At 44.2% G+C, this 26,972-nt stretch carries 20 protein-coding genes; 10 read left to right on the top strand and 10 right to left on the bottom strand.

Annotated features, from left to right (window positions below):
- The first annotated feature begins 98 nt into the window (after positions 1 to 98).
- Together K360_RS0102255 and K360_RS0102250 are read left to right on the top strand one after the other, a co-directional pair.
- Positions 99 to 3,035 carry a PD-(D/E)XK nuclease family protein gene (locus tag K360_RS0102255; protein ID WP_024821565.1) on the top strand — a complete coding sequence of 979 codons (2,937 nt, stop codon included), beginning with the start codon at positions 99 to 101 and terminating at the stop codon, positions 3,033 to 3,035.
- Positions 3,022 to 6,567 (top strand): UvrD-helicase domain-containing protein, encoded by a 3,546-nt coding sequence (locus K360_RS0102250; RefSeq protein ID WP_024821564.1) that lies wholly within the window; start codon positions 3,022 to 3,024, stop codon positions 6,565 to 6,567. Before K360_RS0102255 ends, K360_RS0102250 begins: the two co-directional genes overlap by 14 nt.
- Here K360_RS0102250 and K360_RS0102245 read toward each other — a convergent pair.
- The gene (locus K360_RS0102245; protein WP_245587076.1) at positions 6,562 to 7,455 is read right to left on the bottom strand and encodes a YitT family protein; all 894 of its coding nucleotides are present in this window, start codon (positions 7,453 to 7,455) and stop codon (positions 6,562 to 6,564) included. The two genes, K360_RS0102250 and K360_RS0102245, sit on opposite strands and share 6 nt — an antisense overlap.
- Before the next feature lie 97 nt (positions 7,456 to 7,552).
- Between K360_RS0102245 and K360_RS0102240 the strand changes: the two genes are divergently transcribed.
- The 6 genes from K360_RS0102240 (at position 7,553) to K360_RS0102215 (ending at position 13,733) form a co-directional block, all read left to right on the top strand.
- On the top strand, positions 7,553 to 7,774 hold the full coding sequence (locus K360_RS0102240; protein ID WP_024821562.1) for a hypothetical protein: 222 nt from the start codon (positions 7,553 to 7,555) through the stop codon (positions 7,772 to 7,774).
- Positions 7,771 to 9,675 (top strand): DNA topoisomerase (ATP-hydrolyzing) subunit B, encoded by a 1,905-nt coding sequence (gene gyrB, locus K360_RS0102235; RefSeq protein ID WP_024821561.1) that lies wholly within the window; start codon positions 7,771 to 7,773, stop codon positions 9,673 to 9,675. Before K360_RS0102240 ends, gyrB begins: the two co-directional genes overlap by 4 nt.
- A 249-nt stretch (positions 9,676 to 9,924) precedes the next feature.
- Positions 9,925 to 10,851 (top strand): ABC transporter permease, encoded by a 927-nt coding sequence (locus K360_RS0102230; RefSeq protein WP_024821560.1) that lies wholly within the window; start codon positions 9,925 to 9,927, stop codon positions 10,849 to 10,851.
- A gap of 19 nt (positions 10,852 to 10,870) precedes the next feature.
- On the top strand, positions 10,871 to 11,752 hold the full coding sequence (locus K360_RS0102225) for an ABC transporter permease (RefSeq protein ID WP_024821559.1): 882 nt from the start codon (positions 10,871 to 10,873) through the stop codon (positions 11,750 to 11,752).
- A gap of 9 nt (positions 11,753 to 11,761) precedes the next feature.
- Positions 11,762 to 12,757: an ABC transporter ATP-binding protein gene (locus K360_RS0102220; RefSeq protein ID WP_024821558.1), complete on the top strand. Its 996-nt coding sequence runs from the start codon at positions 11,762 to 11,764 to the stop codon at positions 12,755 to 12,757.
- Entirely contained in the window at positions 12,750 to 13,733 is a 984-nt protein-coding gene (locus tag K360_RS0102215) for an ABC transporter ATP-binding protein (protein ID WP_024821557.1), read from the top strand. The genes K360_RS0102220 and K360_RS0102215 overlap by 8 nt, the downstream gene beginning before the upstream one ends.
- 78 nt (positions 13,734 to 13,811) lie before the next feature.
- On the opposite strand, the gene K360_RS0102210 is transcribed toward K360_RS0102215, so the two are convergent.
- Complete coding sequence (locus tag K360_RS0102210) at positions 13,812 to 14,861, bottom strand: dipeptidase (protein WP_024821556.1); 1,050 nt, start codon at positions 14,859 to 14,861, stop codon at positions 13,812 to 13,814.
- Positions 14,862 to 15,050: 189 nt separating this feature from the next.
- On the opposite strand from K360_RS0102210, the gene K360_RS0102205 reads away from it, so the two are divergent.
- Positions 15,051 to 16,490, top strand: a complete 1,440-nt coding sequence (locus tag K360_RS0102205; protein ID WP_024821555.1) for a leucyl aminopeptidase family protein — start codon at positions 15,051 to 15,053, stop codon at positions 16,488 to 16,490.
- An 81-nt stretch (positions 16,491 to 16,571) separates the two neighbouring features.
- Here K360_RS0102205 and K360_RS0102200 read toward each other — a convergent pair whose 3' ends face one another.
- The 8 genes from K360_RS0102200 to K360_RS0102165 all read right to left on the bottom strand — a co-directional run bounded on the left by K360_RS0102200 (position 16,572) and on the right by K360_RS0102165 (position 25,995).
- The gene (locus K360_RS0102200; RefSeq protein ID WP_024821554.1) at positions 16,572 to 18,518 is read right to left on the bottom strand and encodes an alpha/beta hydrolase family protein; all 1,947 of its coding nucleotides are present in this window, start codon (positions 18,516 to 18,518) and stop codon (positions 16,572 to 16,574) included.
- A 107-nt stretch (positions 18,519 to 18,625) separates the two neighbouring features.
- Entirely contained in the window at positions 18,626 to 20,245 is a 1,620-nt protein-coding gene (locus K360_RS0102195) for an ABC transporter substrate-binding protein (protein ID WP_024821553.1), read from the bottom strand.
- Between the two features lie 86 nt (positions 20,246 to 20,331).
- Complete coding sequence (locus K360_RS0102190) at positions 20,332 to 21,390, bottom strand: DmpA family aminopeptidase (RefSeq protein ID WP_024821552.1); 1,059 nt, start codon at positions 21,388 to 21,390, stop codon at positions 20,332 to 20,334.
- Between the two features lie 18 nt (positions 21,391 to 21,408).
- Positions 21,409 to 22,377 (bottom strand): ABC transporter ATP-binding protein, encoded by a 969-nt coding sequence (locus K360_RS0102185; protein ID WP_024821551.1) that lies wholly within the window; start codon positions 22,375 to 22,377, stop codon positions 21,409 to 21,411.
- On the bottom strand, positions 22,355 to 23,353 hold the full coding sequence (locus K360_RS0102180; RefSeq protein WP_024821550.1) for an ABC transporter ATP-binding protein: 999 nt from the start codon (positions 23,351 to 23,353) through the stop codon (positions 22,355 to 22,357). Before K360_RS0102180 ends, K360_RS0102185 begins: the two co-directional genes overlap by 23 nt.
- Positions 23,354 to 23,362: 9 nt before the next feature.
- On the bottom strand, positions 23,363 to 24,226 hold the full coding sequence (locus tag K360_RS0102175) for an ABC transporter permease (RefSeq protein WP_024821549.1): 864 nt from the start codon (positions 24,224 to 24,226) through the stop codon (positions 23,363 to 23,365).
- Positions 24,219 to 25,139: an ABC transporter permease gene (locus K360_RS0102170; protein ID WP_024821548.1), complete on the bottom strand. Its 921-nt coding sequence runs from the start codon at positions 25,137 to 25,139 to the stop codon at positions 24,219 to 24,221. Before K360_RS0102170 ends, K360_RS0102175 begins: the two co-directional genes overlap by 8 nt.
- Positions 25,140 to 25,311: 172 nt before the next feature.
- The gene (locus K360_RS0102165) at positions 25,312 to 25,995 is read right to left on the bottom strand and encodes a GntR family transcriptional regulator (protein WP_024821547.1); all 684 of its coding nucleotides are present in this window, start codon (positions 25,993 to 25,995) and stop codon (positions 25,312 to 25,314) included.
- Positions 25,996 to 26,121: 126 nt separating this feature from the next.
- On the opposite strand from K360_RS0102165, the gene K360_RS0102160 reads away from it, so the two are divergent.
- Positions 26,122 to 26,955, top strand: a complete 834-nt coding sequence (locus K360_RS0102160) for a M55 family metallopeptidase (RefSeq protein ID WP_024821546.1) — start codon at positions 26,122 to 26,124, stop codon at positions 26,953 to 26,955.
- Positions 26,956 to 26,972 lie beyond the last annotated feature (17 nt).

Below are 26,972 nucleotides of genomic sequence, written 5' to 3'. Positions count from 1 at the left end.
AAAGTATATCTCAAACCGCCTTCTTGTTACTAGAAGAAGCTGAATATTAGGGTAAAATAAAACTATCGTAATTATATTTGCTGTAGGAGGGATTTCTTGTGGGAACACAACCCAGGGTTGTTTTATATCGTCATATTTCTGAACTGGAAAAGGAGCTTCGTTCCCCCAAAAGTCTGGATGCAACATCAAAGGTTTTCTTCGTCCCTACAAGCCGCGATAAAAAACTTTTACAAGACATTCTACTGCCCCAAGGAGCTTGGGGACACTCTCAGCCAGCCATATGGCGATGGGAAGACCTCACACAAAATATAGTTAGAGTCCTTCACCAAAAAGGCGTTCGAGTAGAGCCTCGCCGTCAAATAGACCCTCCAGATCATTGGCTTATTATTCGTCATATATTGAAGGAATATCTTGGGGGATGCCCTGAAAATTCACCATTACCGCCGGGGGTGCGTCAACCAGGCTTCGCTTCTATATTAGGAGCTCATTGTCGAGAACTCCTCAGAGAGGCTATTCAACCTGAAACCCTCGGCCTTTCTCTTGGATGTTCAAGGTGTACACCCACTTCCTGTCCTCTCGAAAAGAGTGGGGAAGGGGTTCTCTGTCTTCTTTATCACCAATATGTACGCTATCTTTCTGCCTATAATCTTATGGATAGTGCACAAGTACCTCTTGTCACTCTTGAACTTCTCGAAAAAGGCGGAAATATATCTCAAGAATGGATAGAAAAACAGAACTTTCTTTTTGTAGGATTTCTCAGCTTCAGCTCAAGTCAGAAAGTGCTTCTATCAGAGATAATGAACATGGGTGGCCATGTCTCAATATTTTCTCCCACCACCGGAATAAAAAGCCTATACACAACAATAGACCAATTCCCTTGGGGTACCCTCGAATCAACGCCTTCTTCTCAAACAACAGACTGTATTCGAGTAACTGCCGGATCTCCTCGAATGGAAATTGAGGTTTTGGCAAGAGAGATGGTGCTTTGGCACAATCAAAAGGGATATTTTTCTGTAGCTGCCCCTGAAAGGAAGGCTCCTTCTTGGGATTCAACAGGCGTGCTTATAGAAAGAAGTTCCCTCTCTTTAACAGAGGAAGTATTAAAACGTTACCGCATCCCCTACAGCGTTAATGAAGGGCTTACTGTGGATCAAACTCCTCTTTGGGATCTGGCTCAACGAATATGGGAAGTGGGTGAAGAGTGGTGGCCTCTTGAAAAAACATGGTCTCTCCTCAGAGAACCCTGTTTAGCCGGGAAAGAACTACAAACTCCTCCTCCACCAGATATTTTCTCTCTTAGCGAGGAGGGATGGAACTCTCTTCTCCAGCAAAAAGCTCCCGAAAGAGGAGTGGGATCCTTTAAAAAAATGGCCTCTTTTGTAAAGAAGCTCCGAACTGGAGGGACGCCTTCCGACTTATTGCAAGCGCTCTATTCTTTGGCAACAGATGCTCCTTCGTGGGGACCAGAACTCTCTGAATGGGCCATAAATCATCCTGAACTCGATGAAGCTCTTCGCCGGCTCAATGCGGCTTTACGAGAAACAGAACATAAAATAGAAAACCTTGCAGAAGTGGAGAACAGAATCGGTCCAGCAGGGCAAGATACTCTCTCTAATGGACATGCTATGACATTTTTGTGTCATTGGGCATCTGTAGCTACCATATGGCTTCCCCCATCTGTAAAAGGAGCACTTGCTCTTTATGTAGGAACTCCACCTGTCCTGACCCAACGGTCTCTATGGATCATGCCAGGCCTTACTGCTGCAGTTTGGCCTGGAAAGCTCAGCGAGTCCCCCCTTCTCCCAGATCACCGCAAAGCAATACTTCACGAAATCACCGAAACAGAGAGGGGACATCTCCCCCTTCTCAAAGAAAAACGGCAACAACGAGAGGGACTTTTTCGTCGGTTACTCGCCTGTGGAGAAGAAGCTGTTATTATAAGCTCTCCTGCAGCCGACTCCTCAGGACGCCCCTTACCGGTGACCCCTTTTATGGGCAATGCTCTTCTAGATGGATGGATAGCGCTACCTCAAGACATAGATCCTTTAGAACGTTCTCTCAGCAAACTTTTGCCAGGAGAGGATGATTGTATTATAGAAAAGGTAGAGATCCGAGAAAATGCATACCCTTTTCAGGGGGCTAAGCGGCAACTTCCTGTTGATCATCATATTGCACCCCAGCCTCTCCATGGGCAACTCAGCAAACTTGATGATTACATAAATTGCCCGTTCCGTTTCTCCTGTACAACTTTATTCGACATAAAAGGGCCTACCTCCTTCGGAGCTGACCCGCGAAATATTGGGTCCGCCCTCCACACTCTCTGGGATAAAGTTTGGAGCGTCTATCTAAAAGAAAAAGAACCTCTTCCATATCTTGTCCCTTCTTTTTGGGAACAAGCTCTTCAGAAGAGTTACCCACAACTTTTAGAGTCATCATATCTGGTGCGATATCGAGAAAACCTCCTTTCTCAATGCCTCTCTATGGCTGAAATTCAGCAATCTATAGAAGAGGCCGGGCTTGCTGAATTGCGACAGCAACAATATCGTGAAAAAGATCTCCCCGTACTCACCATAGGAGGAGTTCCCTTCACGGGACGTGCGGATCGTATTGAATATTTACGAGATGGACGGATTCTCATCTTCGATTATAAACTTGGGAAAAGTAATGGGCGAAATAAAAGCTTGCAACTTGCAGCATATGGGCTAGCTCTCCTTGAAGGAGAAGGAGTCTTGCCGGCGCCAATACAGGAGATTAGTGGAACTATCTATATATGTCATGAGGATTGCACTCTTACTGGCTATATTTCTTCCGGCGACCTTCAATGTATAGTGGGGGTAAAAAACGGGCGGGATAACATGGGGTTACAAAGGACTATGGACGAAGCTAAACAAGGATTGAAGGAGATGGCACAAAGCCTTATCTCCACACAATATCCTCCTCGCTATAATTCAGATGTCTGCCGATATTGCTCTCTTGCACAACTATGCCGACGCTCAGAACTATCAGGACGAGGAGAAGAAAATGACGAAGAATAACCACCTTGAAACCTTCCTTAGATCTCAAACAGAGCTAGGACAATTTCAGGCTATTACCGCTGACGACCCCCTCGTGGTTGTAAGCGCAGGTGCTGGTACTGGTAAAACATGGACCCTGGCTTGGCGCTTCATTTGGGCTATCGCCACAGGTCGAGCCAAAGTAGATGAAATTCTTACTTTAACTTTTACCGAAAAAGCAGCGACAGAAATGTCTGAACGGATTAGAAGCTTGCTCTTGGACCTTTCCAGAAAAATACCTTCGTATAAAAAAACCTTTTTAGAAGCCGCTCAGAGAATTGATGAAGCATATATCTCCACTATTCACGCATTCTCAATGCGAGTCCTTAAAGAAAGCGGGCTCTCAACAACTCTTGACCCCGAATCGAATATAGTAGCACCTCCACAAGAGGTTTTGTTCTGGGATGAGGGGGAGAAAGCCCTGGATCTCTGGGATAAACACTGGTTCCAACGACAGCTTCCCAAAGAGTGGCACGCAAAAGTCAAAGAGCTTCTGGGCGATCCTCTTTTTATGAGCTGCGTCAACAATTTTGGCCCATCAGCTATAGTCGGAACGGCTCAAAGCTGCCTGGCTCTTTTCGCAAGCCAAGGACTATCGCCAGAAGATATATGGACTTGGGGCAATGAACTCGCAGATCGAGACGCATCCCTACTTCAATCCCTTAAACCTGTTATCTTTCAGCGATGGAGGGATGAATGGAATAAATTCCTTAAGCCGCAAGAAGGGCTTTTCTATTCTTTAACGGAACTAGGAAAGTCAAGTAAAACCCTGAGCCAACGAATAGAATCTCTCGAGAGAGATTGGAATACCTGTCCCTTAGATGAAAACCTGCCCACATTCATAGAATCATTAATTCTCTGCCTTAAGGGAGCTTCTGGCAAACTAAGTGATGAAATTGCGGAACATTTAGGAGAACCAGTGCGAAGCTACAGAGATCGTCTGAAAAAAGATGAACCTTGGCTTGAGGCTTATAGCAAAGGAAAAGGAATAGGAGAAAACGAACACGTTTACAGGCGATATATTATGCAAATATCCGCTCTTTTCTGGAAAGGATGGGACGTTTTTCGGCACAGGAAAAACCGACTCTCCTTTGATGATATGATTCGTTATGCAATAGAAGCCTTGGGAAATAGTCCCCACTATGCTTCTCGATTTAAGGAAATTCTAGTCGACGAATTTCAAGACACAAATCCCCTTCAAGACCAGCTCATTCAGGAAGTTTGCCAGGAAAACCAACGCCTTTTTATTGTAGGAGACCTTAAACAATCTATTTACCGCTTCCGCCATGCAGATCTTACCCTCTTCGGCTCCTATATTCGTCGAGCTCAAAGCGGAGAAGGGCGTTATATAGTTTTAGATACCAGTTTTAGAAGCCGAGAAAACCTTGTTCAGGGAGTAAACAGTCTTTTCGCCCTCCTTTGGGAGAAAGGGTTAGGAGAAGAGCTTCCCCTTCCTTACGACCCCTTAAAGGTGCCCCGACACCTTGAGTTCCATGAAGAACGGCAACAATGTACCGTTGATCCCCTTCTGTTATTTATAGAAGCGGGAGAGAAACAAGAATCCATCGATGATGTACGACTCCGCCAAACGCGAAGGCTTGCTCATACACTTTTCTCCTATCATCACAAAAAAAAGACAATCTGGGACAAGAAAGAACAAATACAACGTCCTGTACAATGGAGCGATATGGCAATTCTTGTACCTTCTCGCTCCATATGGTTCCCTCTATTAGAGAAAGTATTCTTTGAGGAATTTCATATTCCTATATATTTGGAAGGCAGTACCAGCTACTTTTCTAGAAGCGAAATTCAAGACCTCATAGCTTTGCTGAATTTTCTAGATAATCCTGAGAGTGAAGCAGATCTCATGGGATTTTTATCTTCCCCCTTTTCTGGCCTTTCCCTGGAGGATGTTCGAAACTTGGCTTCTCAACATCCTGCCGGCTATCGAGTTCAAGCTTTCTGTCAAGAATACCCAGAACTTGCCCTCATGATAAAAGATTGGAGACTCACAGCCCATCTCCTCGGTCCATCAGCCGTTCTCGCTTCTTTTCTAGAAAGAGGGGCAACCCTTCTGGTCTTTCCTGCATGGAAAAGACGCAGAGTAGCAGCCAACTTGAGGAAAGCAGTAGACATCGCACGAGAGTTCGAGTCATCTATAGGAACAAGCCTTCCTGGATGTGCCGCATACCTGAGAGAAGCGGTACGACGACAGGAAAAAGTAGAAGAAGCAGATTCTGCCGGAGAAAAAGAGGACGTTATTCGCGTTTTGACCGTACATGGATCCAAGGGATTGGAGTTTCCTGTTTTGGCTTTAATGGGAATGGAACGAACAAGCAATAGTGGAGAAAAAAGTAGCCTCACCCCCTCTAAGAAACTCGGTATTGCTTTAAGTCGTATTCCGGGAAATGAAAACGATAAAAGTCCTCTTACCTGGTCTTTAGCCAAATTATTAGAAGCTCGAGACGAATATGAAGAGTGGCAACGCCTCTTTTATGTGGCCTGTACCCGTGCCCGGGATAGTCTTATCCTCTGCGGGGCTCTTCCATTCAAAAAAGAAGGGCTTACCCCTAAAGAAGGATCTTGGCTGGAAATGCTTTGTAAAAAAGAGGGGGATATCGCTGCTTTTATACAGAAAGAAGACCTTCCGACACTCTCCTCACCTTTTAATGAAGGCAAAGAGAAAGAACAAGAGAATGCTCCCATAGCCGTTCCATGCCCCGAGCAAAACTGTCTATTTCTTAGCAGAGTAAGCGCAACATCTTTTGCTCTTTATAGATATTGCCCCTACGCTTTCCGTTTAAAACATAGGCAAGGGCAAGAGCTCGTATGGGAACAGCCCAGCGATGAAAGAGATGAAGGAGGAACAGATCTTGGCAGCTTGGCTCACTATCTTCTCTCGCAATGGAATTTTGTAGAAGAACCAATAGAAGTTTTTTTCCCAAACGAAAATAACTGGCAGATATTCGGAGAAAAGCTACCTCCGGACCTTAGACCCATCTGGTTTCATAGAGGCATTCCTCATCAGCTCTATACATGGCTTTCTACTTTCCAAAAGAGCCCAACTGTAGAGAGAATTCAAAAACATGCTGACGCCGTCCTGAAAGAGGTCCCATTCCAACTCCATATTCCACAAGGGCCACAAATGGGAGGAGCTATCGATCTTCTTTGGAAGGAAGGAGATTGCCTCTTCATAAGGGATTATAAAATTACAACTATTTCGAAAGTGCCAAAAAATCTTTATAACGACCAAATTCTTTTTTACGGTCTCGCGGCTCAAAAGATCTTCGCGCCCTCTCGAATATCTCTTGCTTTATGGCATCTTCGAGAGGGACAGGAAGAAAAAGTGGATACTCCCGACCCTCAAGGATGGGAGGGACTTGAGGAGGCTATCAAAACCATGGCAAAAGGAGGGATAGCGGGGCCTTTTTCCCCTCTCCCTGGACGTTGCACTCCATGCCCTTTCAAGCATGAATGTTCATGGCCGTCCAGATACAGTTGCTACAGCCTATAGAGACTTCCAGCTCTTGAATCCTTTCCCAACTACTTCGGAGGCCTCGTTAATAGACATAAAAGCATGGGGATCGTTCTCTGCGAGGAAACGTTTTAGAGCCACAACTTGTCGAGGCTCTAAAAGGGCCAAGAGGACAATTCGTTCCTTCCCAGAAAACCCTCCCTCTCCATGAAGAAGAGTTACTCCCCGATGGAGGCTTCCCGTAATAAACCCTGACACTTCATGGGGATGATTCGTAATAACAAACACTTGCTTCCGCCTGTCAAAGGAACGGGTTGTATTGTCGAGAACGATCCCATATATATAGAGAGCAACGACGCCATAAATAGTAGACTGAATTCCCACAACAAAGGCGGAAAGAAGCAGTATCACAGAATTACACGATATGGAAAATTGCCCCATCTCTATGCCATAACGTTTACGAAGGGCCATACCAGGTATGTCGAGCCCTCCTGTAGATGCCCCCATTCTAAGAATTAGGCCCGCCCCAAATCCCTTTATGACTCCGCTAACAACTGCCGCCATAAATTTATCATTGAGATTAAGGAATGGAATAAACTCAAAGACTTTGATTAAGAAAGAAAAAAGAATAATTGAAAACAACGTCCAAATTACAAATCGAGGCGAGAGCTCTCGCCAGGCCCAGAGCATCAATATGGCATTGCCTATAAGAATAACCCAGGATGGTGAGATACCCCATACATAATTAGAGAGTACTGCAAGCCCTGAAACTCCCAGGTCAGGGAATCGATTAGGCATAATAAAAATAACCACTGCAAGGGCCATGAGAACATTGCCCACAATAACAGCAGCAAAAGTCTGCCACTCTGAGCGAAGAGCAGAACCGAGATGAAAAAGAGTTTTTTTTAACAAAGAAAAGAATTTCAATTAAGAGCTCCTCCTTAAAACTTATCAAAAGCAAGACTCTATCATATTTGGTATAATATTTAGGTTGCAGCCACAGGAAAAGAAAGGATGTAAGAGCATGTTTATTCCCCTCGAAGGACAAGGTATCATTTCGGCAGGAAAAATAGTCGCCATAATACGCCATGGGGACGAAACAGCTCTCTATCTGAAAGACGGATCAGTTGCCGCTACTGGTTTTAAACCTGAAACTCTGTCAAAAAGATACCGCGCTTTCACGAAAGAATCAAGACGTCGTGCTCAGGAATTCAAGCAAAAGTACCAAGGAGGAGATCATATATGACAACACCGGCCAAACAGTACACGGCCAAAGACATACAAGTTCTGGAAGGCCTTCAAGCCGTTCGCAAGCGCCCTGGCATGTACATTGGAGATACGGGGCCTCGGGGCCTCCATCATCTCGTGTACGAGGTCGTTGACAACTCCATAGACGAAGCTATTGCCGGTTACTGCGACAAGATCTCTGTCATTATCTATGAGGATGAGAGTGTCTCGGTTGAAGATAATGGACGGGGAATACCTACAGATCCTCACCCATCTAGCGGTCGTCCAGCATCGGAAGTTGTTCTTACTGTACTTCACGCTGGAGGGAAATTTGATAACCAGGCGTATAAAGTTTCGGGAGGACTTCATGGCGTTGGCGTTTCTGTCGTCAACGCACTGTCTCAGTGGCTTGAAATTACCATATATCGAAATGACGTAGCACGGAAGCAACGCTTTGAGAAAGGGATACCAGTTACAGATTTGTCAGAAGGGACCCCCACTACAAAAAGAGGGACTCTGGTATGTTTTCACCCTGATCCAACTATTTTCGATGAAGTACGATTTTCCAGTGAGGTACTAGCAGGACGTCTTCGGGAAATGGCTTTCTTGAACCCCGGTTTGCGCATAACCCTTGAAGATCGCCGTTCCGGTAAAACCATAGACTTCCACTACGAAGGCGGCATCAAAACCTTCATCGAATATCTTAACAAGGGAAAAACTCCTCTTCATCCAGAACCTGTTGTTATCCAGGGGGAGAAAGATGGAGCCTCTGTAGAAGTAGGTATTCAGTATAATGATGGGTACTTGGAAAGAATCTATGCCTTCACAAATATGATTCATACTATTGAGGGTGGAACTCATGTCTCTGGATTTAGAGCAGCTCTTACCAGAGCCATTAATGAAGTAGCAAGAAGGACCAAAATGCTTCGTGAAAAAGATGAAAACCTTTCTGGTGAAGACTTAAAAGAAGGATTGACTTGCGTTATCTCAGTAAAAATGTCGGACCCTCAATTTGAAGGGCAGACTAAAACAAAGTTAGGGAATAGTGAAATAAAAGGAATCACTGATTCCATTGTCTACGACGGTCTTCTTACATATATGGAAGAACATGAGGACGTACTTAAACCTGTTGTAGAAAAGGCTCTGAAGGCTCGGCAAGCCCGGGCCGCAGCAAAGAAAGCCCGAGAGCTTGTACGTAAAACGGCTATGACAGGCATGAACCTTCCTGGCAAGCTCGCAGACTGTTCCAGCAAAGATCCTCACATCAGTGAAGTCTACATCGTCGAAGGAGAGTCAGCAGGCGGCAGTGCCAAACAGGGACGCGACAGAAGTTTCCAGGCCATTCTTCCATTGCGTGGAAAAATACTCAACGTGGAGAAAGCTCGTTTTGACAAAGTTTTGAGTAACAACGAGATCCGAACTATCATACAGGCATTAGGCTGTGGCATTGGTGATGACTTTGACTATGAAAAGTTACGATACAACAAGGTTATTATCATGACAGATGCTGACGTAGACGGAGCCCATATAAGCACATTGCTTCTCACCTTCTTTTTCCGCTATATGCCAGACCTTATAGAAAAAGGCCATCTCTACTTGGCTCAGCCCCCCCTTTATCGCGTTCAGCAGGGGAAAAAAGTTACCTACTGTTTTAGCGATAAAGAGCTGCGTCAAACTGTGGATTCTTCCTCAGACCCCAAAAGAGTTGGCGTACAGCGTTATAAGGGCTTGGGCGAAATGAATCCTGAACAGCTATGGGAGACCACAATGGACCCTCAAAATCGAGTTCTCAAACGCATCGAGGTTGAAGATGCCATGGCAGCCGATGAATACTTCAGCATTCTTATGGGTGATAAGGTGGAACCGCGGCGAGATTTTATTGTTGCCAATGCCCACGAAGTTCGAAATCTCGACGTTTAAAAAATCTGTAAAAAACATCAACCCCCCTCTTTTTTGAGGGGGGTTCTTTATTCTCTTCTGTGTAACTCTATAAAAATTAAACTTCCATATTCTCTATATTTTTTATCCGTAAAAACAACCTCTTCTTTCTCTGAAAGAGTTTATAGTGTATCATTTTCCCAAGTCTTACATTTTGGGGGGTGTATTCTTGACTTAATCTTCATTTGTTATTCTTCAAAACACTTTTAACGACAGAAAGGGATGATCATCGTGTTTTCTTACATCACGAGGAAAATTCTCTACACTATTCCTGTTGTGTGGGGCGTTATAACTGCTGTTTTTCTCCTCATTAATGTAGTACCCGGAGACCCCGCCATGATTATGATGGGGCAACGTGGCGATCCAGAAACCCTTGCAAAAATACGAGCGGATTTAGGCCTTGATCTCCCGCTCCACGTCCAGTATGTCCGCTTTATTTCTCAAGTATGCAAAGGAGACCTTGGAACATCCTATCGAACAAACGAAAAAGTGTTCGATGCTATTGTAAATCGCCTTGGGGCCACTGCTAAATTAGCTGTCGGAGCTCTTATTGTAGGAACTACTATCGGCATTTTAGCCGGTATTGTCTCAGCAGTAAAACAATATTCTGTTTTTGATTACTCGGCTATGTTTGTTGCCATAGCAGGAGTCAGCGCGCCAGTATTCTGGATTGGTCTCCTGTTATTATTTGTTTTTGCATATACTCTTGGATGGATCCCTGGAGCGGGATATGGAGATGGCTCTTTAAAATATCTCATACTTCCCATGATCACATTAGGCATCCGGCCTGCCGCATTAACAGCCAGGCTTACCCGATCCTGTATGCTTGAAGTCCTCAGTCAAGATTATATCCGAACTGCCCGCGCTAAGGGGTTAGGCAGAAACATAGTCATTATGAAACACGCCCTCAAAAATGCCATGATCCCTATCATCACTATTATTGGAACTCAAATAGCATCTCTTCTCTCTGGCGCTGTTCTGACAGAAACAATCTTCGCATGGCCAGGCATTGGACGACTTTCTGTAGATGCCCTTATAGCAAGGGATTTCCCCATGATTCGTGGAACCGTTATCTTCATGGCGATCATCTTCCTCATCGCCAACCTCATCGTCGACATTTCATACGGTTTCTTCGATCCACGAATCCGTTACGACTAAACTGACAGGAGAAAGAGTTATGGCAGAAAAAATCACTACTGGTAACCTATGGTACGAGGCTTGGATTCGTTTCCGTCGCAACAAGTTGGCTATGATAGGCCTTTTTATGGTTATCAGCTTGCTTATTGTAGCTATTTTTGCGCCTCTCATAGCTCCTCATGACCCTATTAAACAGCTCGTCTGGACAGAAGGGATCAAAGCAAAACTTGCCTCTCCTTCTGCAGAACACTGGATGGGCACAGATCTTTACGGGCGGGACATTTTAAGCCGAATTATTTATGGGGCCAGAATATCGTTGCAGATTGGAATTTTTGCTACCATCGTGTCCCTCCTTTTAGGCGTTACTCTTGGTGCCTTGGCAGGATATTTTGGCGGGTATATAGATGACATCATTTCATGGCTTATTAACGTCGTCTTCGCTTTCCCCTTCTTCCTCTTCGTTCTTGCCGTCGTAGCTGTTTTTAAAAATCCTGGGATGATCGTCATCTTTATCTCTATTGGTATAGTTTCATGGGTTCCTATTGCCCGTGTAGCCAGAGCTCAGTTTATTTCTCTTCGAGAAAGAGAATATGTTGAGGCGACAAAAGCCCTTGGATTGCCTACTTCAAGAATCATTTTTCGTCACATTCTTCCCAATGCCATCGCTCCTATCATCGTACAGGCCACATTGGGGATGGGCGGAGTTATTACTACCGAAGCCGGTTTGGCCTTCCTCGGCTTTGGCGCACAACCACCTACGCCAAGCTGGGGACTTATGATATCTGAAGGCCAGCGATATTTGACCACTGGGCAATGGTGGTGGGCAATATTCCCCGGATTAGCGATTATGTACACCGTTCTCGCTTTTAACTTCGTAGGTGATGGTCTTCGCGACGCTCTTGATGTACGGTTGAAAAGGTAGGGGAAAAACATGGCATTGCTAGAAGTCAAAAACCTTAAAACATATTTCGATACAGATGCTGGAACAGTGAAGGCAGTCGATGGCGTCTCCTTTTCAGTAGAATCTGGCGAGACTCTAGGAATAGTGGGAGAATCCGGATGTGGAAAATCAGTTACATCCCTCTCTATTATGGGGCTTTTGCCACGCCCAGCTGGTCGAATAGCTGGAGGCAGGATCATTTTTGACGGGAAAGATCTCACTACATTATCGGAAGAAGAGATGCAAAAAATTCGAGGGAATGACATCTCCATGATTTTCCAAGAGCCTATGACGAGTCTCAATCCTGTCTTTACTATTGGTGAGCAGATTATGGAACCTCTTCGGCTTCACCAAAACATGGATAATAAGGCGGCTTTCGAAAAAGCAGTGGAACTTTTGGAGTTGGTAAGTATTCCATCCGCTCGTCAAAGAATGACAGAGTATCCTCATCAGCTTTCTGGAGGAATGCGACAGAGGGCCATGATAGCCATGGCGCTAGCATGCAACCCATCCCTTCTCATTGCCGACGAACCAACTACAGCTCTTGACGTAACCGTTCAAGCTCAAATTCTTGATCTCATGAACGAACTCAAGAAAAAAATGAATTCGGCTATTATTTTTATTACACATGACCTCGGTGTCATAGCCCAAATGGCGCAGAATGTAGTTGTTATGTATGCAGGGAAAGTTGTGGAGAGAGCACCAGTCGTCCCTCTTTTTAAAAAACCTCAGCATCCCTACACCCGTGGCCTCCTTCACTCTATCCCTCATCTCAATACACAGGCAAAACGACTTGATGTTATACCTGGCGTTGTTCCAAGCCCGTTGAATTTCCCTTCTGGCTGTAAATTTCACAATCGCTGCTCCGAATGTTTCGATCGATGCACTACAGAGGAACCGCCCCTTTATCTTCTTTCCAATAATCGAGCTATTCGATGCTGGCTCTATGAAGATCACCCCGAGAAGGTAGGTGTGGAAAATGAATAAAAACGATCAGGACTTTCTCAGGGTCGAAGGGCTCAAAAAATATTTTCCTATAAAGAAAGGAATATTCAAAAAAACCGTTGGCTACGTAAAAGCTGTGGATGGCGTGTCCTTCACTATAAAAAGAGGGGAAACTCTTGGATTAGTAGGAGAGTCCGGATGTGGCAAATCTACAACAGGCCGGACTATTATGCATCTTCTCACTCCCACAGCCGGATCTGTTTATTTCAAGGGAAGGGACGTGGGGGAAACTCTGAAGGAAAATCCTGCGGAGATTCGGAAAAATATCCAGATTATCTTTCAAGACCCTTATGGGAGTCTCAATCCCCGTATGACAGTGCAAGAAATAGTAGGAGAAGCCGTAAAATTTTACGGCATTGCCACGGGAAAAAAAGAGCTGGATACCTACATTACAAACATTATTGTGAAAGCTGGGCTTCTTCCGGAGCACCGCTTCCGCTATCCCCACGAGTTCTCAGGGGGGCAGAGACAGAGAATAGGCATCGCCAGGGCCCTAGCCTTAGCCCCAGAGTTTATAGTTTGCGACGAGCCTGTAAGTGCTTTGGACGTCTCTATACAGAGCCAGGTTCTCAACGAGCTTATGGATCTGAAAGAAGAGTTCGGCCTCACATATCTTTTTATTACCCATGACCTCTCTGTGGTGAAATTTATTTCCGACAGAATTGCTATTATGTATCTTGGCACTATAGTGGAGTTAGGGGGAAAAGAAGAGATATTCAGGCATCCCATGCATCCCTATACAAAAGCCCTTCTTTCATCTATCCCTCTCCCCGACCCCGAGCAACGAGGAATCCGAATTCCCCTGGAAGGAGATATTCCTTCTCCCGCCAATCCTCCAAAAGGCTGCCGCTTCCATACCCGTTGCCCATATGTCATGGAGCGCTGTTCTCAAGAAACTCCCGAGCTTAGAGATCGTGGAGATGAGCATTACACTGCCTGTTTCCTCCAAGAAAAATAAAAAGCTCCGTTATATAAAAGAGTGCCAGGCTCTATATGCTTACTATAAGAGAGGGACTTTAAAAAGTCCCTCTCTTATTTATCCTATCGTCTTTTCTAAAAAACTTATGAAATTTCCGCCTATAACTTTTATTACTTCATCCTCACTATACCCTCTCGATAGAAGCTCTGCTGTAAATTCTATAGAATGATGGTGCCCTTTAATACAATCATAATTTCGATGAGGTCCCGGCTTGGTAAAATCTCTCATTTCATCACAAAAATCGAAACCAAAACCTACATGATCTACTCCCACTAAACTCCGGATATGATCTACATGATTGGCCAGATCTTTCTCGTCCAGCTTTTTTACATCCGGATCCCCTACAAAAGTACTACAAACATTCATACCCATAACTCCACCACTTCGTGCCAATTTGCCAATTAAATCATCTGTGAGATTTCTCATAGAGGGCATTAACGATCTACAGTTAGAATGAGAAGCCATGATTGGTCCCTGATACAAACTAAACAGATCTTCCATTCCTTCATCATTAAGGTGGCTTATGTCAAAATACATACCCAGGCGGGTGGCTTCTCGTACAACTTTAACGCCAAATTCTGTTAGCCCACCCTTTCGCCCTTCCTCTACCGGATTAAAAAAACAACCATCTGCGGCAAAGTTCCGACGGCTCCATGTAATTCCAATCCCTCGCACTCCCAACTCATAAAAGATACGAAGCAAAGCGAGATCATTTCCTATAGGTTCAAGTCCCTCAAAGGAGAGGAGAATTCCAAGTTCCCCTTTTTCTTTGGCATGGCGTATCTCCTGGGTATTCCTACACAAAGAAAAGAGGCCTGGGCTTTCCTCCATTTCTGCGTGAAGTACGCTCACTAAATCCAAGGCTCGGCGCAATCCCATTTCAGGCAAGTACTCGTTAGGGACGAAAAGAGACGAAATGACAAGGTTGACTCCCCCTGCCCTCAAAGAAGGAAGATAATCCCGTTCAATAACGTGAGTCTCTCCTTTCAACCGTTTCCCTAACACCAATGGTAAAAGATCGAAATGAGCATCCACAACCATGTGCTTTTCATGAAGTTCCTGAGCCTTTTCGTAATAAGAAAGAGTTACATTGCTTCCATCGGTCATAAACTACGCCTCCATATTCTAGAAAGTTGGGATACACGGTGTTCGAGGATTGAAAGGATCTCTTCCCCACACCACCAAAGCTACTCGAAGATAATAACGATGTGCAACTAACCTTTAAAATTATATCCTCTCTTTCTCCCTTTGTTGTATAGTAGATATGTAATGCCACTATTTCTGGAGGTGTTCATCATGGATTTTTTAAGCTTACCCCCATCTTATACAACACCTATGAGTGTTCGAGGTTTTATGATCTTCGAAGATGCAAAGCTACCAGATTCCTTGGCCCCCTATAGTGACTTTCTTTCGAAATGGGGTAAAAAGGGTGCCATTCAGTTTATTCCGCTTTCCGAAGGCTCCTATTGGCTTGCTGTTATTGGGCTCGGAAAAAGAGTTGAACGATCTTCTGATCTTACAACCCTATACCGAAATAAAACTGCTGAATATATTAGGAAAGGGACAACCATAGGGCTTAAAATTTTTTCTCTCGCCCTCCCCGAACCTCCCACAGCCGCCAGCAGCAAAGCTATAGCTGAAGGTGCTATTCTTGGCAATTACCGGTTTACTAAATATCGCACTACCGACACATCTCCTGCTGCAACATGTGAATCTTTCTTCCTTGAAGGCGGGGACCTTCAAGCCATGGAGCAGGGGCGTCATGTTGCTACCGCTCAAACATACTCGCGAGACCTAGCCAATGAGCCAGGCAATGTAATCACTCCCCTCATTATGGCCGACATTGCCCGAGAAATAGCCTCCCGTCATGGAATGGAACTCACTATTCTTGACGAGCAACAGATTCAAGACAAAGGCCTTTTAGCTCTTTGGCATGTAGGAAAGGGTTCTAAAACACCCCCAAGACTCGTTCACCTTACATATCATCCTCAAGGGGAAGAGACCCTTGGAAAAATAGCCCTCGTAGGAAAAAGCGTTACCTTCGATAGCGGCGGGCTTTGTATAAAAACTAGGGATGGCATTAAAACCATGAAATGCGATAAAACTGGGGCCTGCAATGTTCTAGGCATTATGAATGCTCTTCCAGCCCTTCAATGTCCCTACGAAGTTCACGGTCTCTTCGGTGCTGTAGAAAACATGCCCGACGGCAATGCCTATAGACCCGACGACATCATCCGCACTTTCAATGGCAAGACAATTGAAATTAAAAACACTGACGCAGAGGGACGAGTGACTCTAGCAGATATGCTTGCTTACACATCCACTCTCAAGCCTAACGCTATTATCGACATGGCCACTCTTACAGGTGCTGCTGTCACCGCCCTTGGAAACTATACTGCTGGCCTTGTTTCTGACTGGGACAAGCTGAGTAACGACGTGCTTCTCTCTGCTGAAAAAGCAGGCGAGCGGTTCCACCGTTTTGCCATGGACGACGAAAAGCTTCGGGAACAAATTGATACCCCATACGCAGATGTAGTAAACACTGGTGGCCCTGGAGGCGGCGTTATTACAGCCGGCATGTTCTTAAGAGAATTCGTAGATCCTACTATTCCATGGGCTCATCTCGATATAGCCGCAGTAGATTACTACGAAAAGGAATTCGATTGCTACGGTCTCGGCGCTTCTGCTTTTGCAACTAGAACCTGCCTCGAATATCTACTCGCCGAACATAAATAATAAATAAAGATAAGAGCACCCCAAACGCTGGATTTTCTGTCCGACTTTTGGGGTGCTGAACAAACTGTTAGAGCATCCTCTTTATCTCTTGTCTTTCAAAAAACGATCAAACCAATTTGTCATTTCCCTTAGGCGGGCAAGACGTTGCCGGGGCTTCCCGCTTCGGCTCAATTCATGGTTCTCGCCTTTAAAAACACACATACGGCTTTCAACGCCATGACGTTTTAAAGCGGAAAACATTTGCAATCCTTGTGACAATTCGCAACGATAATCTTCATCGGAGTGAAGAAAAAGAGTTGGAGTTTGAGCCTGATCTGCATACTTTAAAGGAGAATGCCACCATAATTTTCCTACATCAGTCCAGATATCAGCAGCTTGCTGATCTGGCACGAAATAATACCCTATATCAGAGACCCCGGCTTTCGACACCCAATTACTGATGCTTCGTTGGGAAACAGCCGCTTTGAAAAGGTTGGTATGCCCAATAATCCAGTTCGTCATAAATCCACCATAAGAGCCACCTGTAACTCCAAGGCGATTTCTATCCACAAAAGGAACATTTTCTATAATCCAATGGGTAAAAGTCATTATATCTTCATAATCTACAGTACCATACTTACCTCGAATATCATCAAAGCCATTCCCTTTCCCGTCGCTTCCTCTGGGATTGCAGAAAAAGACTCCGTATCCCTGAGCAGCCCAATATTGCATTTCATGGAAAAAGACATCCCCAAAAGTCATCTTGGGGCCACCATGAATATTTAAAATAGCAGGATATGTTCGGTCCTCTTCGTAATTTACTGGTTTCATGTACCACCCATCTATAGGCATATCCGTCCCATTATCCACAACCACATGAACAGGTTCAGGGAGGTTACACTCTTCTCCAAGCCAGTCATTAAAGTGAGTTACCTGTTGTTCTTTACCATCTTTAACAAGATAAAGCTCCTGAAGAGCAAGACCTTTTAAACCTATAACAGCAGCCATGTCTTTATATATGCGATAATCATCCACCGAAAAAAGGTCATGGGTGACCTGTTTTATAGAACCATCCGACTTGATAGTGTGAAGATGAGAACGGAAATTATCAGTGGAAACAAACCAAACTGTATCGTCTTGGGCATAAAAAGCGAGGTTCAGATCTGTTGTTCCATATCGACAATCGCATCCGATAGAGTTCCGCAAGCCTCGATCTAAATCGGGAGATATACACTGAATATCCTGCTTGAGAATCTTATAAAATTTAACATTTTCATTGACACCGTGTTTATCTAAATAACTACCAGTAACCCAAATGTCTCCATTAACATAACCTGCCCATCTACACGTGAACGTCTCTCCTTGCAGGCGTTCGGAACCTCTTCCAGTCGTAACATCGAACTCCCATAAAACGTTATAAAGCCCTTTAACATAACGATAGCGTGGCCCCCAGGCCAAAACCTTCTTGCATTTTTCATCGATGCAAAAGTTTTCCACATCCATATCTTCAGGAGAAAGCCGCGTTAATTCTCCTGTGGAAAGCTTATACACATATAATCCATTACGGCGTTGGCCCGTATATCCTTTGCCATTGGAACAGAACGGAATCTGATCAAAAACTATATAGTCCCCTTCATCTGGGTTCTCATACTTTGGCTCGAAAGAAGCTGTGATTAAAAGCATATCGTTGTTAAGAGCAGCGAGCGATGAAAGAGACATGGGAATCTGAGCTAAAGAATATGCTTCCCCTCCATCTATAGATATAGAGTAAAGATACGTCTTATTTTTTTCTGGCTCTTGTCTCTCACTGGCAAAAATAAGAGAACGTCCGTCTGGCTTCCATGCAAAAATTTTTTCTTTCCCCGAGGTAGTAAGTTGACGAAGATCTCCCCGAGAAAGATTGTAGATCCAAAGGTTTGTAGAGTAACAATTCTCCTCTCGTAAAGCTTGGTGAACCCGGAAACAAATATGCTCGCCATCTGGAGAAAATGAAGGCACTGAAAGAAAACGATATTTCAACAAATCTGTTATTTCTACGTTTCGTTTCATAGAGGGTATAAGCTCCTTTCACGTGTTTCTCTTCTTCTAATATCCAATCGAAAGAGGGAGACCGTTTCACGGTCTCCCTCCTTAAGTTCCGTCACTATGCGATAATTTTATTTTTCAATATACACTTGGGTAAGTTTCGTCATATAGTCTCCCAAGAAATCAAGATGAACGTTCTTTACATTCGGTCCTGTAACGAGGCTGTTCGTGCTATAGAAAAGGAAAAGCCACACTGCATCATCAACAATTTTCTGTTCTGCCTTCTTGTAAAGCTCAATACGTTTCTCACGGTCAGTTTCTCGACGAGCGTCCACAAGCCACGTATCTACATCTTCGTTCTTATATCGAGAGTAGTTCCCTTGAGGGCCAATGTTCCCTGAGTAGAACAATGTGTAAAGGAAGTTATCAGGGTCTACATAATCTCCAGCCCATCCAGCCCTAAACAAGCCATAATCGCCACGACGAACGGCATCATAATGTGCCCCTACCTCAGAAGAGGAAAGATTCATTTTAATGCCAAGCTCGGCAAGCTGCGCCTGAACTGCTTCGCCTATAGCCTTATGACGAGGGTTATTATTGTAATGGAGAGTAACCTCAAAACCTTTCTCGTACCCTGCTTCTTTCAAAAGCGCTTTGGCTTTTTCAGGATTATAGGAATAACATCTCATATCAGGATTATAGGCGGGCATACCAGGGGGCAGAACACCTTTTGCTACCGAATAACGTCCATTAAGGACTAATTCACTAATAGCCTCTCTATTCACTGCGTAATTCAGAGCCTGCCGAACCTTAATATTGTCAAAAGGAGGCTTCGTCTGGTTCATGCCGTAATACTGAACGTCCAAACCTGGTATTTCCTGGAACTGACCTTCAAATTCTTTTTTAATTTCGCGATAATACTCGTCAGGAATATCTGGCAGCACATCGATATTACCCTTCTTAAACTCAAGATAGGCTACACTATTATCGGGGATAACAACAAGATCGATACCATCAAGATAGGGGAGCTGATTCCCATCAGCGTCTTTTCCCCAATAATCGGGGTTCTTTCGGAAGGAAACGAGGTTATCATGATCCCATTTTTCAAGAACAAACGGTCCAGTACCAACTGGATGGAAGGTAAACTCCTTCCCCCACTTTTCCGCATCTTCCTTAGGAACAATGCCAAAATTGGGGTATGTCATAACCGCAAGGAAGGGAGCAAAAGAAGACTCGAGGGTGAACTGAATCGTATACTTGTCAAGGACTTTGATGCCACTCCATTCATCAACCTTGCCATCATTCAGGTCTTTATACCCAGCAATGCTGCTTGCGAAGAAGACCCGCGCTGCTTTCATCTTTACGAGACGTTCAAAGCTGTACTTTACGTCCTCTGCCGTCATCTCGCGACCACCATTCAGCGTCGCTTCTCCTAAAACTGTTTTCTGGAAGTGAACTCCTTTACGAAGATGAAAGGTCCAAACTGAAGCATCGTCGCTAACTTCCCAACTTTCGGCCAAAAGAGGCAGTATCTTTTTCCCATCTGCAGATGTAGTTACCAAAGTTTCCAGATACAGGTTTGAACCACGGGTTGCCACTGTAATGTTAGAAAAAACTGGATCGAGAGAAGGTGGATCATTGATCAAGCGCCACCTCAAAATGCCACCTGGCTGAGGGGCAGCAAAAGCCGCAGACACAACAAAAACACACGCTAACGCCATGAGCAAAGCTATCCATAATTTTTTCTTCATGCAGTTCTTCCCTCCTACGAGAATATAGAAAAGCTCGTCGCACCTTCCTAAAAGTATATTCATCATATAATCAATGCTTTGAATTATCAATCGGAGCATACAAAAAATGATTCATATTCCTTAAGAGAACGACGAATATTCCCATCTCGCCCTATAGTCGTTTCAGCACAAATCATAGAATTCAACACCGCCTCTTCTGTAGCCTCTACAACTCCACGAAAAACAACATTTATATGATTTTCATTAAACATCCCTATAGGGCAAACCGCTCTGTCTTCATAGTGCGAAAACCGATTAGCCGTAGTGAAAGCCAACGCAATCTCGCCGCTGCCATTCCCAATATAAGCTCCCGTACGGGTAATGCCTACGGAAGCACGACGGCAAACTCGCTTCAGCTGTCGTTCAGTCATAGGAATATCAGTAGATATAATAACAATAATGGATCCTTGTTCTTTTTCTTTTAGCGAAGATTCGACTTCTACTATTTTTCTCCCGACTTTCAAGCCATCAATAACTAAGTCTCCCTTCTCCCCAAAATTTGAGAGAACTAAAACACCGAGAACAAATTTTTCTCCGCCTATAGTAAAAACACGTGAAGCTGAGCCAATCCCCCCTTTAAGCTGGTAACACGACATTCCCCTACCTGCCCCTACACTCCCCTCTTCAAATTCCTTATCCGCACGTGCGAGGGCAGAAAAAATATTCTCCTCCTTTACATGCAAACCACGAATGTCGTTTAAAAAGCCATCGTTACACTCGCATACTACAGGGTTGACCGTTCCCGTTTCTCGACCTATATCTTTATTTTCTTTTAACATATAGCGCACCAATGCTTCTACTGCCGTCCCTGTACTCAATGTATTTGTAAGAATAATAGGCGTTTCAAGGGTCCCCATTTCTTCTACTTGTACCAATCCCACAGATTTACCAAAACCGTTAATTACATGACACGCTGCCACTAATTTCTCCTGAAACATATTCCCCTCATGAGGAAGAATCGCCGTGACACCTGTTTTTACAGATCCTTCATCAAGAGTACAGTGCCCCACTTTTACTCCCGGAACATCTGTAATAGCATTTAATGCTCCTCGCTCCATTTGACCAATTAAAATACCATAATCAGCAATACGTTTCTGTTTTTTCATAAAACTACTCCCTCATTTTTACGCAAAGTGACAAGCAACCCAATGCTTTGTCTCTATTTCACGCCACTCTGGAACCTCTCTTTTACAAATATCTTTCGCCATAGAGCAACGGGAATGGAAACCACACCCCGAAGGAGGATTTACAGGACTTGGAATGTCTCCTTTAATCACCTTGTCTTCTATATCTTCCCCCGCAATAAAAGGTTTTGGGATACTTCGCAGTAAAGCCTGAGTGTAAGGATGTTTAGGGCTATTGAAAATACTATCTTTAGAAGCATACTCCATAAGTTTTCCAAGATACATAACTGCCACCCTGTCGCTAATATGACGAATTACCGCCAAGTTATGAGATATAAAGAGATACGCTAAACCTCTATTCTCCTGTAAGGTTTTAAAAAGGTTCAGTATCTGAGCTTGTACCGACACATCCAAGGCTGATGTAGGTTCGTCAAGAACTATAAACTCCGGATTAGATACTAAAGCCCTGGCAACTGCTATTCGTTGTCTTTGTCCTCCAGAAAATTCATGAGGATAACGTCCCAAATGTTCTCGCTTCAATCCCACTTCTTCCAGAGTCTTTAATATATGCTCATCCATTTCATCATCATTTTTTACCAAACCATGGATTTTCAATACTCTGCCTATAGTATCTCGAATAATCATCCGGGGATTTAAAGAGGCAAAAGGGTTTTGGAAGACCATTTGAGCCCTGAGACGAAATTGCTTCATTTCTTCTTTGTCAAAAGAAGAAATCGGTTTTCCATTGAAAAGAATATCGCCATCTGTCATATTTAAAAGACGCAAAGTCATAAGGCCCACAGTGGATTTTCCACTGCCGGATTCTCCTACCAACCCTAACGTTTCTCCCTTATTGATAGAGAAAGAAACGCCATCCACAGCTTTTACATGCCCAATGACTTTTTTAAAGAGCAACCCTCCCTCTATAGGGAAGTATTTTTTGAGATTATCGACTTGAAGTATAGACATAACATGCAACCTCGTGTCCTTTTTCTACTTCCACCCGGGAAGGCCGACTCTCAGAGCATTCTAGGCGGGCACATTCACATCGAGCCTGGAATTTACACCCTTCCGGCAAATGCATCAAGTTAGGAAGAGTTCCCTTAATAACTTGAAGCCACTCTTGATCACGATCAAGGCGGGGGATAGCACCGAGCAACCCCTTAGTATAGGGGTGGAGAGGGTTATTAAATATATCGTTCACAGCTCCATACTCAATGATACTGCCAGCATACATGACGGCTACTTTTTGAGCCATGCTGGCAATGACGCCCAGATCATGAGAAATAAGCAAAATACTGGTACCATACTCTCTTTGCAATTTTTTGATAAGGGAGAGAATCTGAGCTTGAATTGACACGTCCAAAGCCGTTGTTGGCTCATCTGCTATAAGAAGCTTCGGATGTGACGATAAGGCCATGGAGATCATCACTCTCTGTTTCATGCCCCCTGAAAACTGATGAGGATAGCGCTCTATGGCCGTATCTGGATCTGGGATATTAACCTCTCCAAAAAGGCTTTTTACTTTTTCAATAACCTTTGTAAGGGACATCTCTTTATGATGAACCTGTATGGCTTCTTGTACCTGATACCCTACTCTATAGACAGGATTGAGACAACTCATTGGATCTTGAAAGATCATGGAAATATCTTTCCCCCTGATCTTTCGCATTTCACCAGAAGAAAGCTGCAAGAGATCTTTTCCTCCAAAAAGAATACGGCCTCCCATGATTTTCCCCGGTGGAGAGGGGATAAGACGCATAATACACGACGATGTCACTGACTTTCCACATCCCGTCTCTCCAACCAATCCAAGAATTTCTCCTTTTTTTATAGAAAAGCTTACATTTTCAAGGGCTTTCACTATCCCGCCTTCCGTATAGAACCACGTGGTGAGATCTTCAACACGAAGTAGTTCGTCATGAAATCGATTGTCGATATTCATCACAGCAGATCACTCCTTCAGTCGCGGGTTGAGAGCGTCTTGCAAACCATCCCCCAGGAAATTAAATCCTAACACTACCAACATAATGCATAACCCCGGGATAACAGCCACACTTGGAGCACTGCGAAGATAAATTCTGGCAGAGCTTAACATCGTCCCCCACTCTGCAGTGGGAGGTTGAACACCGAGCCCCAAGAACCCTAGACCAGCTGCAGTTAACAATACTGTTGCCATTCGCAGAGATGTCTGGACGATAATTGGCGAAATAGCGTTAGGAAGCACATAGCGCCAAATGATAGAACCATTAGTTTCGCCTATCGCTTTAGCCGCTGTAACATAATCATTCTGCTTAACACTAATAACAGATCCTCTCGTGATTCGCGCAAATTGGGGAATGGAATAAATCCCTATGGCAATAATAAGGTTTACCAGGCTAGGTCCTAACATAGCCACTATAGCAAGAGCCAAAAGCATACCAGGGAAGGCTAACATTACATCCATTATTCGCATAAGACATTCGTCGAGCCAGCCCCCAAAATATCCGCCTATAGCACCTAGAAAAACCCCTATAAAAAGCGCTATTACCACTGATGAAAACTGTATTATAAGAGATGTTCTGGCCCCATATATAATACGACTGAGAATATCTCGGCCAAATTCATCACATCCAAGCCAATGTTGTGATGACATAGGTGCAAGACTAAGGCTTAAATCTTGTTTGGCCGGAGCATAAGGGGCTAAAACTGGAGCGAAAATAGCAGACGTTACATAGAGAGCGATGAGGAAAAAACCTAAGAGTGCTATTTTATTTCGCCGCAACCGTCTCCAGATAAGAGCTATGTGAGTTGTCGGTTTAGTTATATTATTAGCCATGATAACGAATCCTCGGATCAAGATAAGCATAGAGAATATCCACGGTCAAATTGGCAAAAACGAAAATGGCCGCTATAAGCAATAGAGTTGTCTGAACCACTGGATAATCCCGTGCCATGATAGACCCCACGAGAAGTCTACCTACTCCAGGCCAGGTAAAGACGCTTTCCGTAAGGACAGCTCCCGCCAAATGCCCTCCAAACTGCAAGCCTATGACTGTAACAGTAGGAATAAGAGCGTTTCGCAAAGCATGACGAATAATAACAATCTTCTCTACTAATCCTTTAGACCGAGCCGTTGTAATATAATCTTGTCGCAAAACATCAAGCATACTTGAACGAGTCATACGAGCGATAACCCCCATAGACGCCGTCCCCAGAACAATCGCTGGAAGAATTAAATGGCGAAATGTCCCCATTCCACCTGAAGGGAACCACATAAGATGTACTGAAAAGACAAGGATTGTAAGTAATCCCCACCAAAAAACCGGCATGGAAATTCCGAGCATAGCTAGTACTGTTGCTAAATAATCCAGCCACGAATAGCGATATACAGCTGCTAACACCCCTGCTACAACCCCAAATATAATAGAAATAGTCATGGCTGCCACAGAAAGAATCAGCGTATTTTTCAGACGAGGGGTAATAACTCTATAAACTGGCTGTTCATATTTTAAAGAAACCATATCACCAGTCACTACACCTCTAAGGAATCGAAAGTATTGTACATAAAGAGGCTGATCAAGTCCGAAACGTTCTCTGATCAGCTCTATTTCCCGTTGTGAAGCCTCGACTCCAGCCAATAATTCGGCAGGGTCGCCAGGTGCCAGGTGCAAGATCATAAAGGCAATAACAGAGACTCCTAAAAGAACGGGAATCAACATAATAAGCCTTCTTACAACAAAACGCCCCATACTACACCTCCGGAAAACCATAGAGTTGTCCAATCACACTACGAATGAACTTTTAGAATAGTTGACTATGACAGTCTCTAATAAAGCTATAGATGGTTTTTCTCCGGCCTCATCCACCCCCTATATATGTAAAATATCCATCTACACATCCTTCCAAATTCTAGAAGAAACTCTACATTAACCTACAAAAATGCCTATAGGTACGTTGTATGTGATCGGCCATAGATAGTTTGGCCTCTTCACTATCCTTATTTTCTATGGCTCGTATAATACGAGCATGTTCTGAGTTTGTATGGTGGTCAGGATCTTGAGGGAACGCCTTTTTTTCCGCAAGGTTTCGGTAGGTACGGTAAAAGCTTCCAAGATAGAAAGTATAGAGTTGCGCTCGCCAATAGAGCTGGAGAGCAAAACGTTGCAAATATATATTTTCACTGAGCCGAACGATAGAAAGGTGGAATTTTTCGTTGAGATTGGCGAAACGCTCTTTTTCATCACTATCATAAAGGCGTCGCTCTTGCATATTATAGTCCCAAAGAAGTGCAATATCTTCCGGTGTGGCATTAGAAGCCGCGTAGTAAGCACATTGAGCTTCAACCACTTCCCGAGAAACATAAACCTGTTGCATATCCTCAGGAGTAAGAATGGGGATTGCATATCCCTTCTGCCCTTCCCTATTTTCAAGAACTCCCTGCGCAATAAGACGACTAATAGCCTGTCGTATAGGAGTACGGCTCACACCTAGTTCTTTACTCAGGGCCGTTTCATAAATTCTGTCTCCGGGGCGCAATTCTTTGGCAACAAGCTTTGCGATAACATGGCGAAAAACTACCTCATCTGCTCGTAGTTTTCCCTCCATTCCGTTCCCCCCTCCCCTTCATCCCTAAATGGATAAAAAAATGGGTCCATTTGTCTATTCATTTTTACAACGATCATTTATAATTGTCAATCAAAGCATTGAATTCTTATTATTGAGGTGATTCCAGTGAAGATCTACATAAGCGTGGATATGGAAGGGGCTACCGGCATCGTAAGTCCTTTACACGTGCGTGCCGAGGCTGTAAATGAATACGCTTTTGGGTGCACAATGCAATATCACGATCTAAAAGCCGTCGTTGAAGGAGCACTTGAAGCTGGCGCAACCGAAATACTTGTAAACGATTCACATGCACGAATGATTAATATTGATGTATCTCAGTTGCCCAAAGAGGTTCGGCTTATCTCTGGAACTCCCAAAGCACTTGGCATGATTGAAGGGGTTCAAGGATGCGACGGAGCATTTTTTATCGCCTACCATGCTATGGCAGGAACGCCAGAAGCGGTGCTAGACCACACTGTTTCTGGAAGTTCTGTCTTCAACGTAACGCTCAATGGCCACAACGTAGGTGAGACCGGGCTCAATGCCGCAGTCTGTGCTGAACATCATATTCCCGTAGCACTCGTCTCTGGAGATGCCGCCGCCTGTCGAGAGGCTCTGGCGCTTTTAGGGAGCAATCTCATTACGTGTGCTGTAAAAGAAGGGCGCTCTAACAGCTGCGCAACCCTATTACCTCCTTCCGTCTCTTTCTCTCTTTTGAAAGAAGCGGCAAAAAAAGCAGTAGCGTCTATACAATCTAAAAAAGCCCCCGTTATGAAAATTGCTACTCCTTATTCCTTAGAGATTACGTTTAAATATTCCCGCCAATGTGACGAAGTGTCTTATGTTCCAGGGGTTATTCGCGTAGATGGGCGAACGGTACGAATGGAAGGTTCTACCATGGAAGAGATGCGACACTGGATGGGGATAGCCACATCTCTGGCAGGATCAATAAAACCATAATCCTACAACAGGGGGTG

The sequence above is a fragment of the Aminobacterium mobile DSM 12262 genome, from assembly GCF_000526395.1.
GTDB classification, from domain to species: Bacteria; Synergistota; Synergistia; order Synergistales; family Aminobacteriaceae; genus Aminobacterium; species Aminobacterium mobile.
This window is presented reverse-complemented; position numbering and strand designations above follow the sequence as displayed.

What these genes read in the sequence shown, in the direction of transcription:
- K360_RS0102180 (WP_024821550.1), bottom strand. Translation starts at nt 23,353, where the DNA reads ATGAATATCGACAATCGATTTCATGACGAACTACTTCGTGTTGAAGAT.
- K360_RS0102210 (WP_024821556.1), bottom strand. Translation starts at nt 14,861, where the DNA reads ATGACCGATGGAAGCAATGTAACTCTTTCTTATTACGAAAAGGCTCAG.
- K360_RS0102200 (WP_024821554.1), bottom strand. Translation starts at nt 18,518, where the DNA reads ATGAAACGAAACGTAGAAATAACAGATTTGTTGAAATATCGTTTTCTT.
- K360_RS0102190 (WP_024821552.1), bottom strand. Translation starts at nt 21,390, where the DNA reads ATGAAAAAACAGAAACGTATTGCTGATTATGGTATTTTAATTGGTCAA.
- K360_RS0102250 (WP_024821564.1), top strand. Translation starts at nt 3,022, where the DNA reads ATGACGAAGAATAACCACCTTGAAACCTTCCTTAGATCTCAAACAGAG.
- K360_RS0102175 (WP_024821549.1), bottom strand. Translation starts at nt 24,226, where the DNA reads ATGGCTAATAATATAACTAAACCGACAACTCACATAGCTCTTATCTGG.
- K360_RS0102205 (WP_024821555.1), top strand. Translation starts at nt 15,051, where the DNA reads ATGGATTTTTTAAGCTTACCCCCATCTTATACAACACCTATGAGTGTT.
- K360_RS0102165 (WP_024821547.1), bottom strand. Translation starts at nt 25,995, where the DNA reads ATGGAGGGAAAACTACGAGCAGATGAGGTAGTTTTTCGCCATGTTATC.
- K360_RS0102225 (WP_024821559.1), top strand. Translation starts at nt 10,871, where the DNA reads ATGGCAGAAAAAATCACTACTGGTAACCTATGGTACGAGGCTTGGATT.
- gyrB (WP_024821561.1), top strand. Translation starts at nt 7,771, where the DNA reads ATGACAACACCGGCCAAACAGTACACGGCCAAAGACATACAAGTTCTG.
- K360_RS0102215 (WP_024821557.1), top strand. Translation starts at nt 12,750, where the DNA reads ATGAATAAAAACGATCAGGACTTTCTCAGGGTCGAAGGGCTCAAAAAA.
- K360_RS0102185 (WP_024821551.1), bottom strand. Translation starts at nt 22,377, where the DNA reads ATGTCTATACTTCAAGTCGATAATCTCAAAAAATACTTCCCTATAGAG.
- K360_RS0102195 (WP_024821553.1), bottom strand. Translation starts at nt 20,245, where the DNA reads ATGAAGAAAAAATTATGGATAGCTTTGCTCATGGCGTTAGCGTGTGTT.
- K360_RS0102220 (WP_024821558.1), top strand. Translation starts at nt 11,762, where the DNA reads ATGGCATTGCTAGAAGTCAAAAACCTTAAAACATATTTCGATACAGAT.
- K360_RS0102170 (WP_024821548.1), bottom strand. Translation starts at nt 25,139, where the DNA reads ATGGGGCGTTTTGTTGTAAGAAGGCTTATTATGTTGATTCCCGTTCTT.
- K360_RS0102240 (WP_024821562.1), top strand. Translation starts at nt 7,553, where the DNA reads ATGTTTATTCCCCTCGAAGGACAAGGTATCATTTCGGCAGGAAAAATA.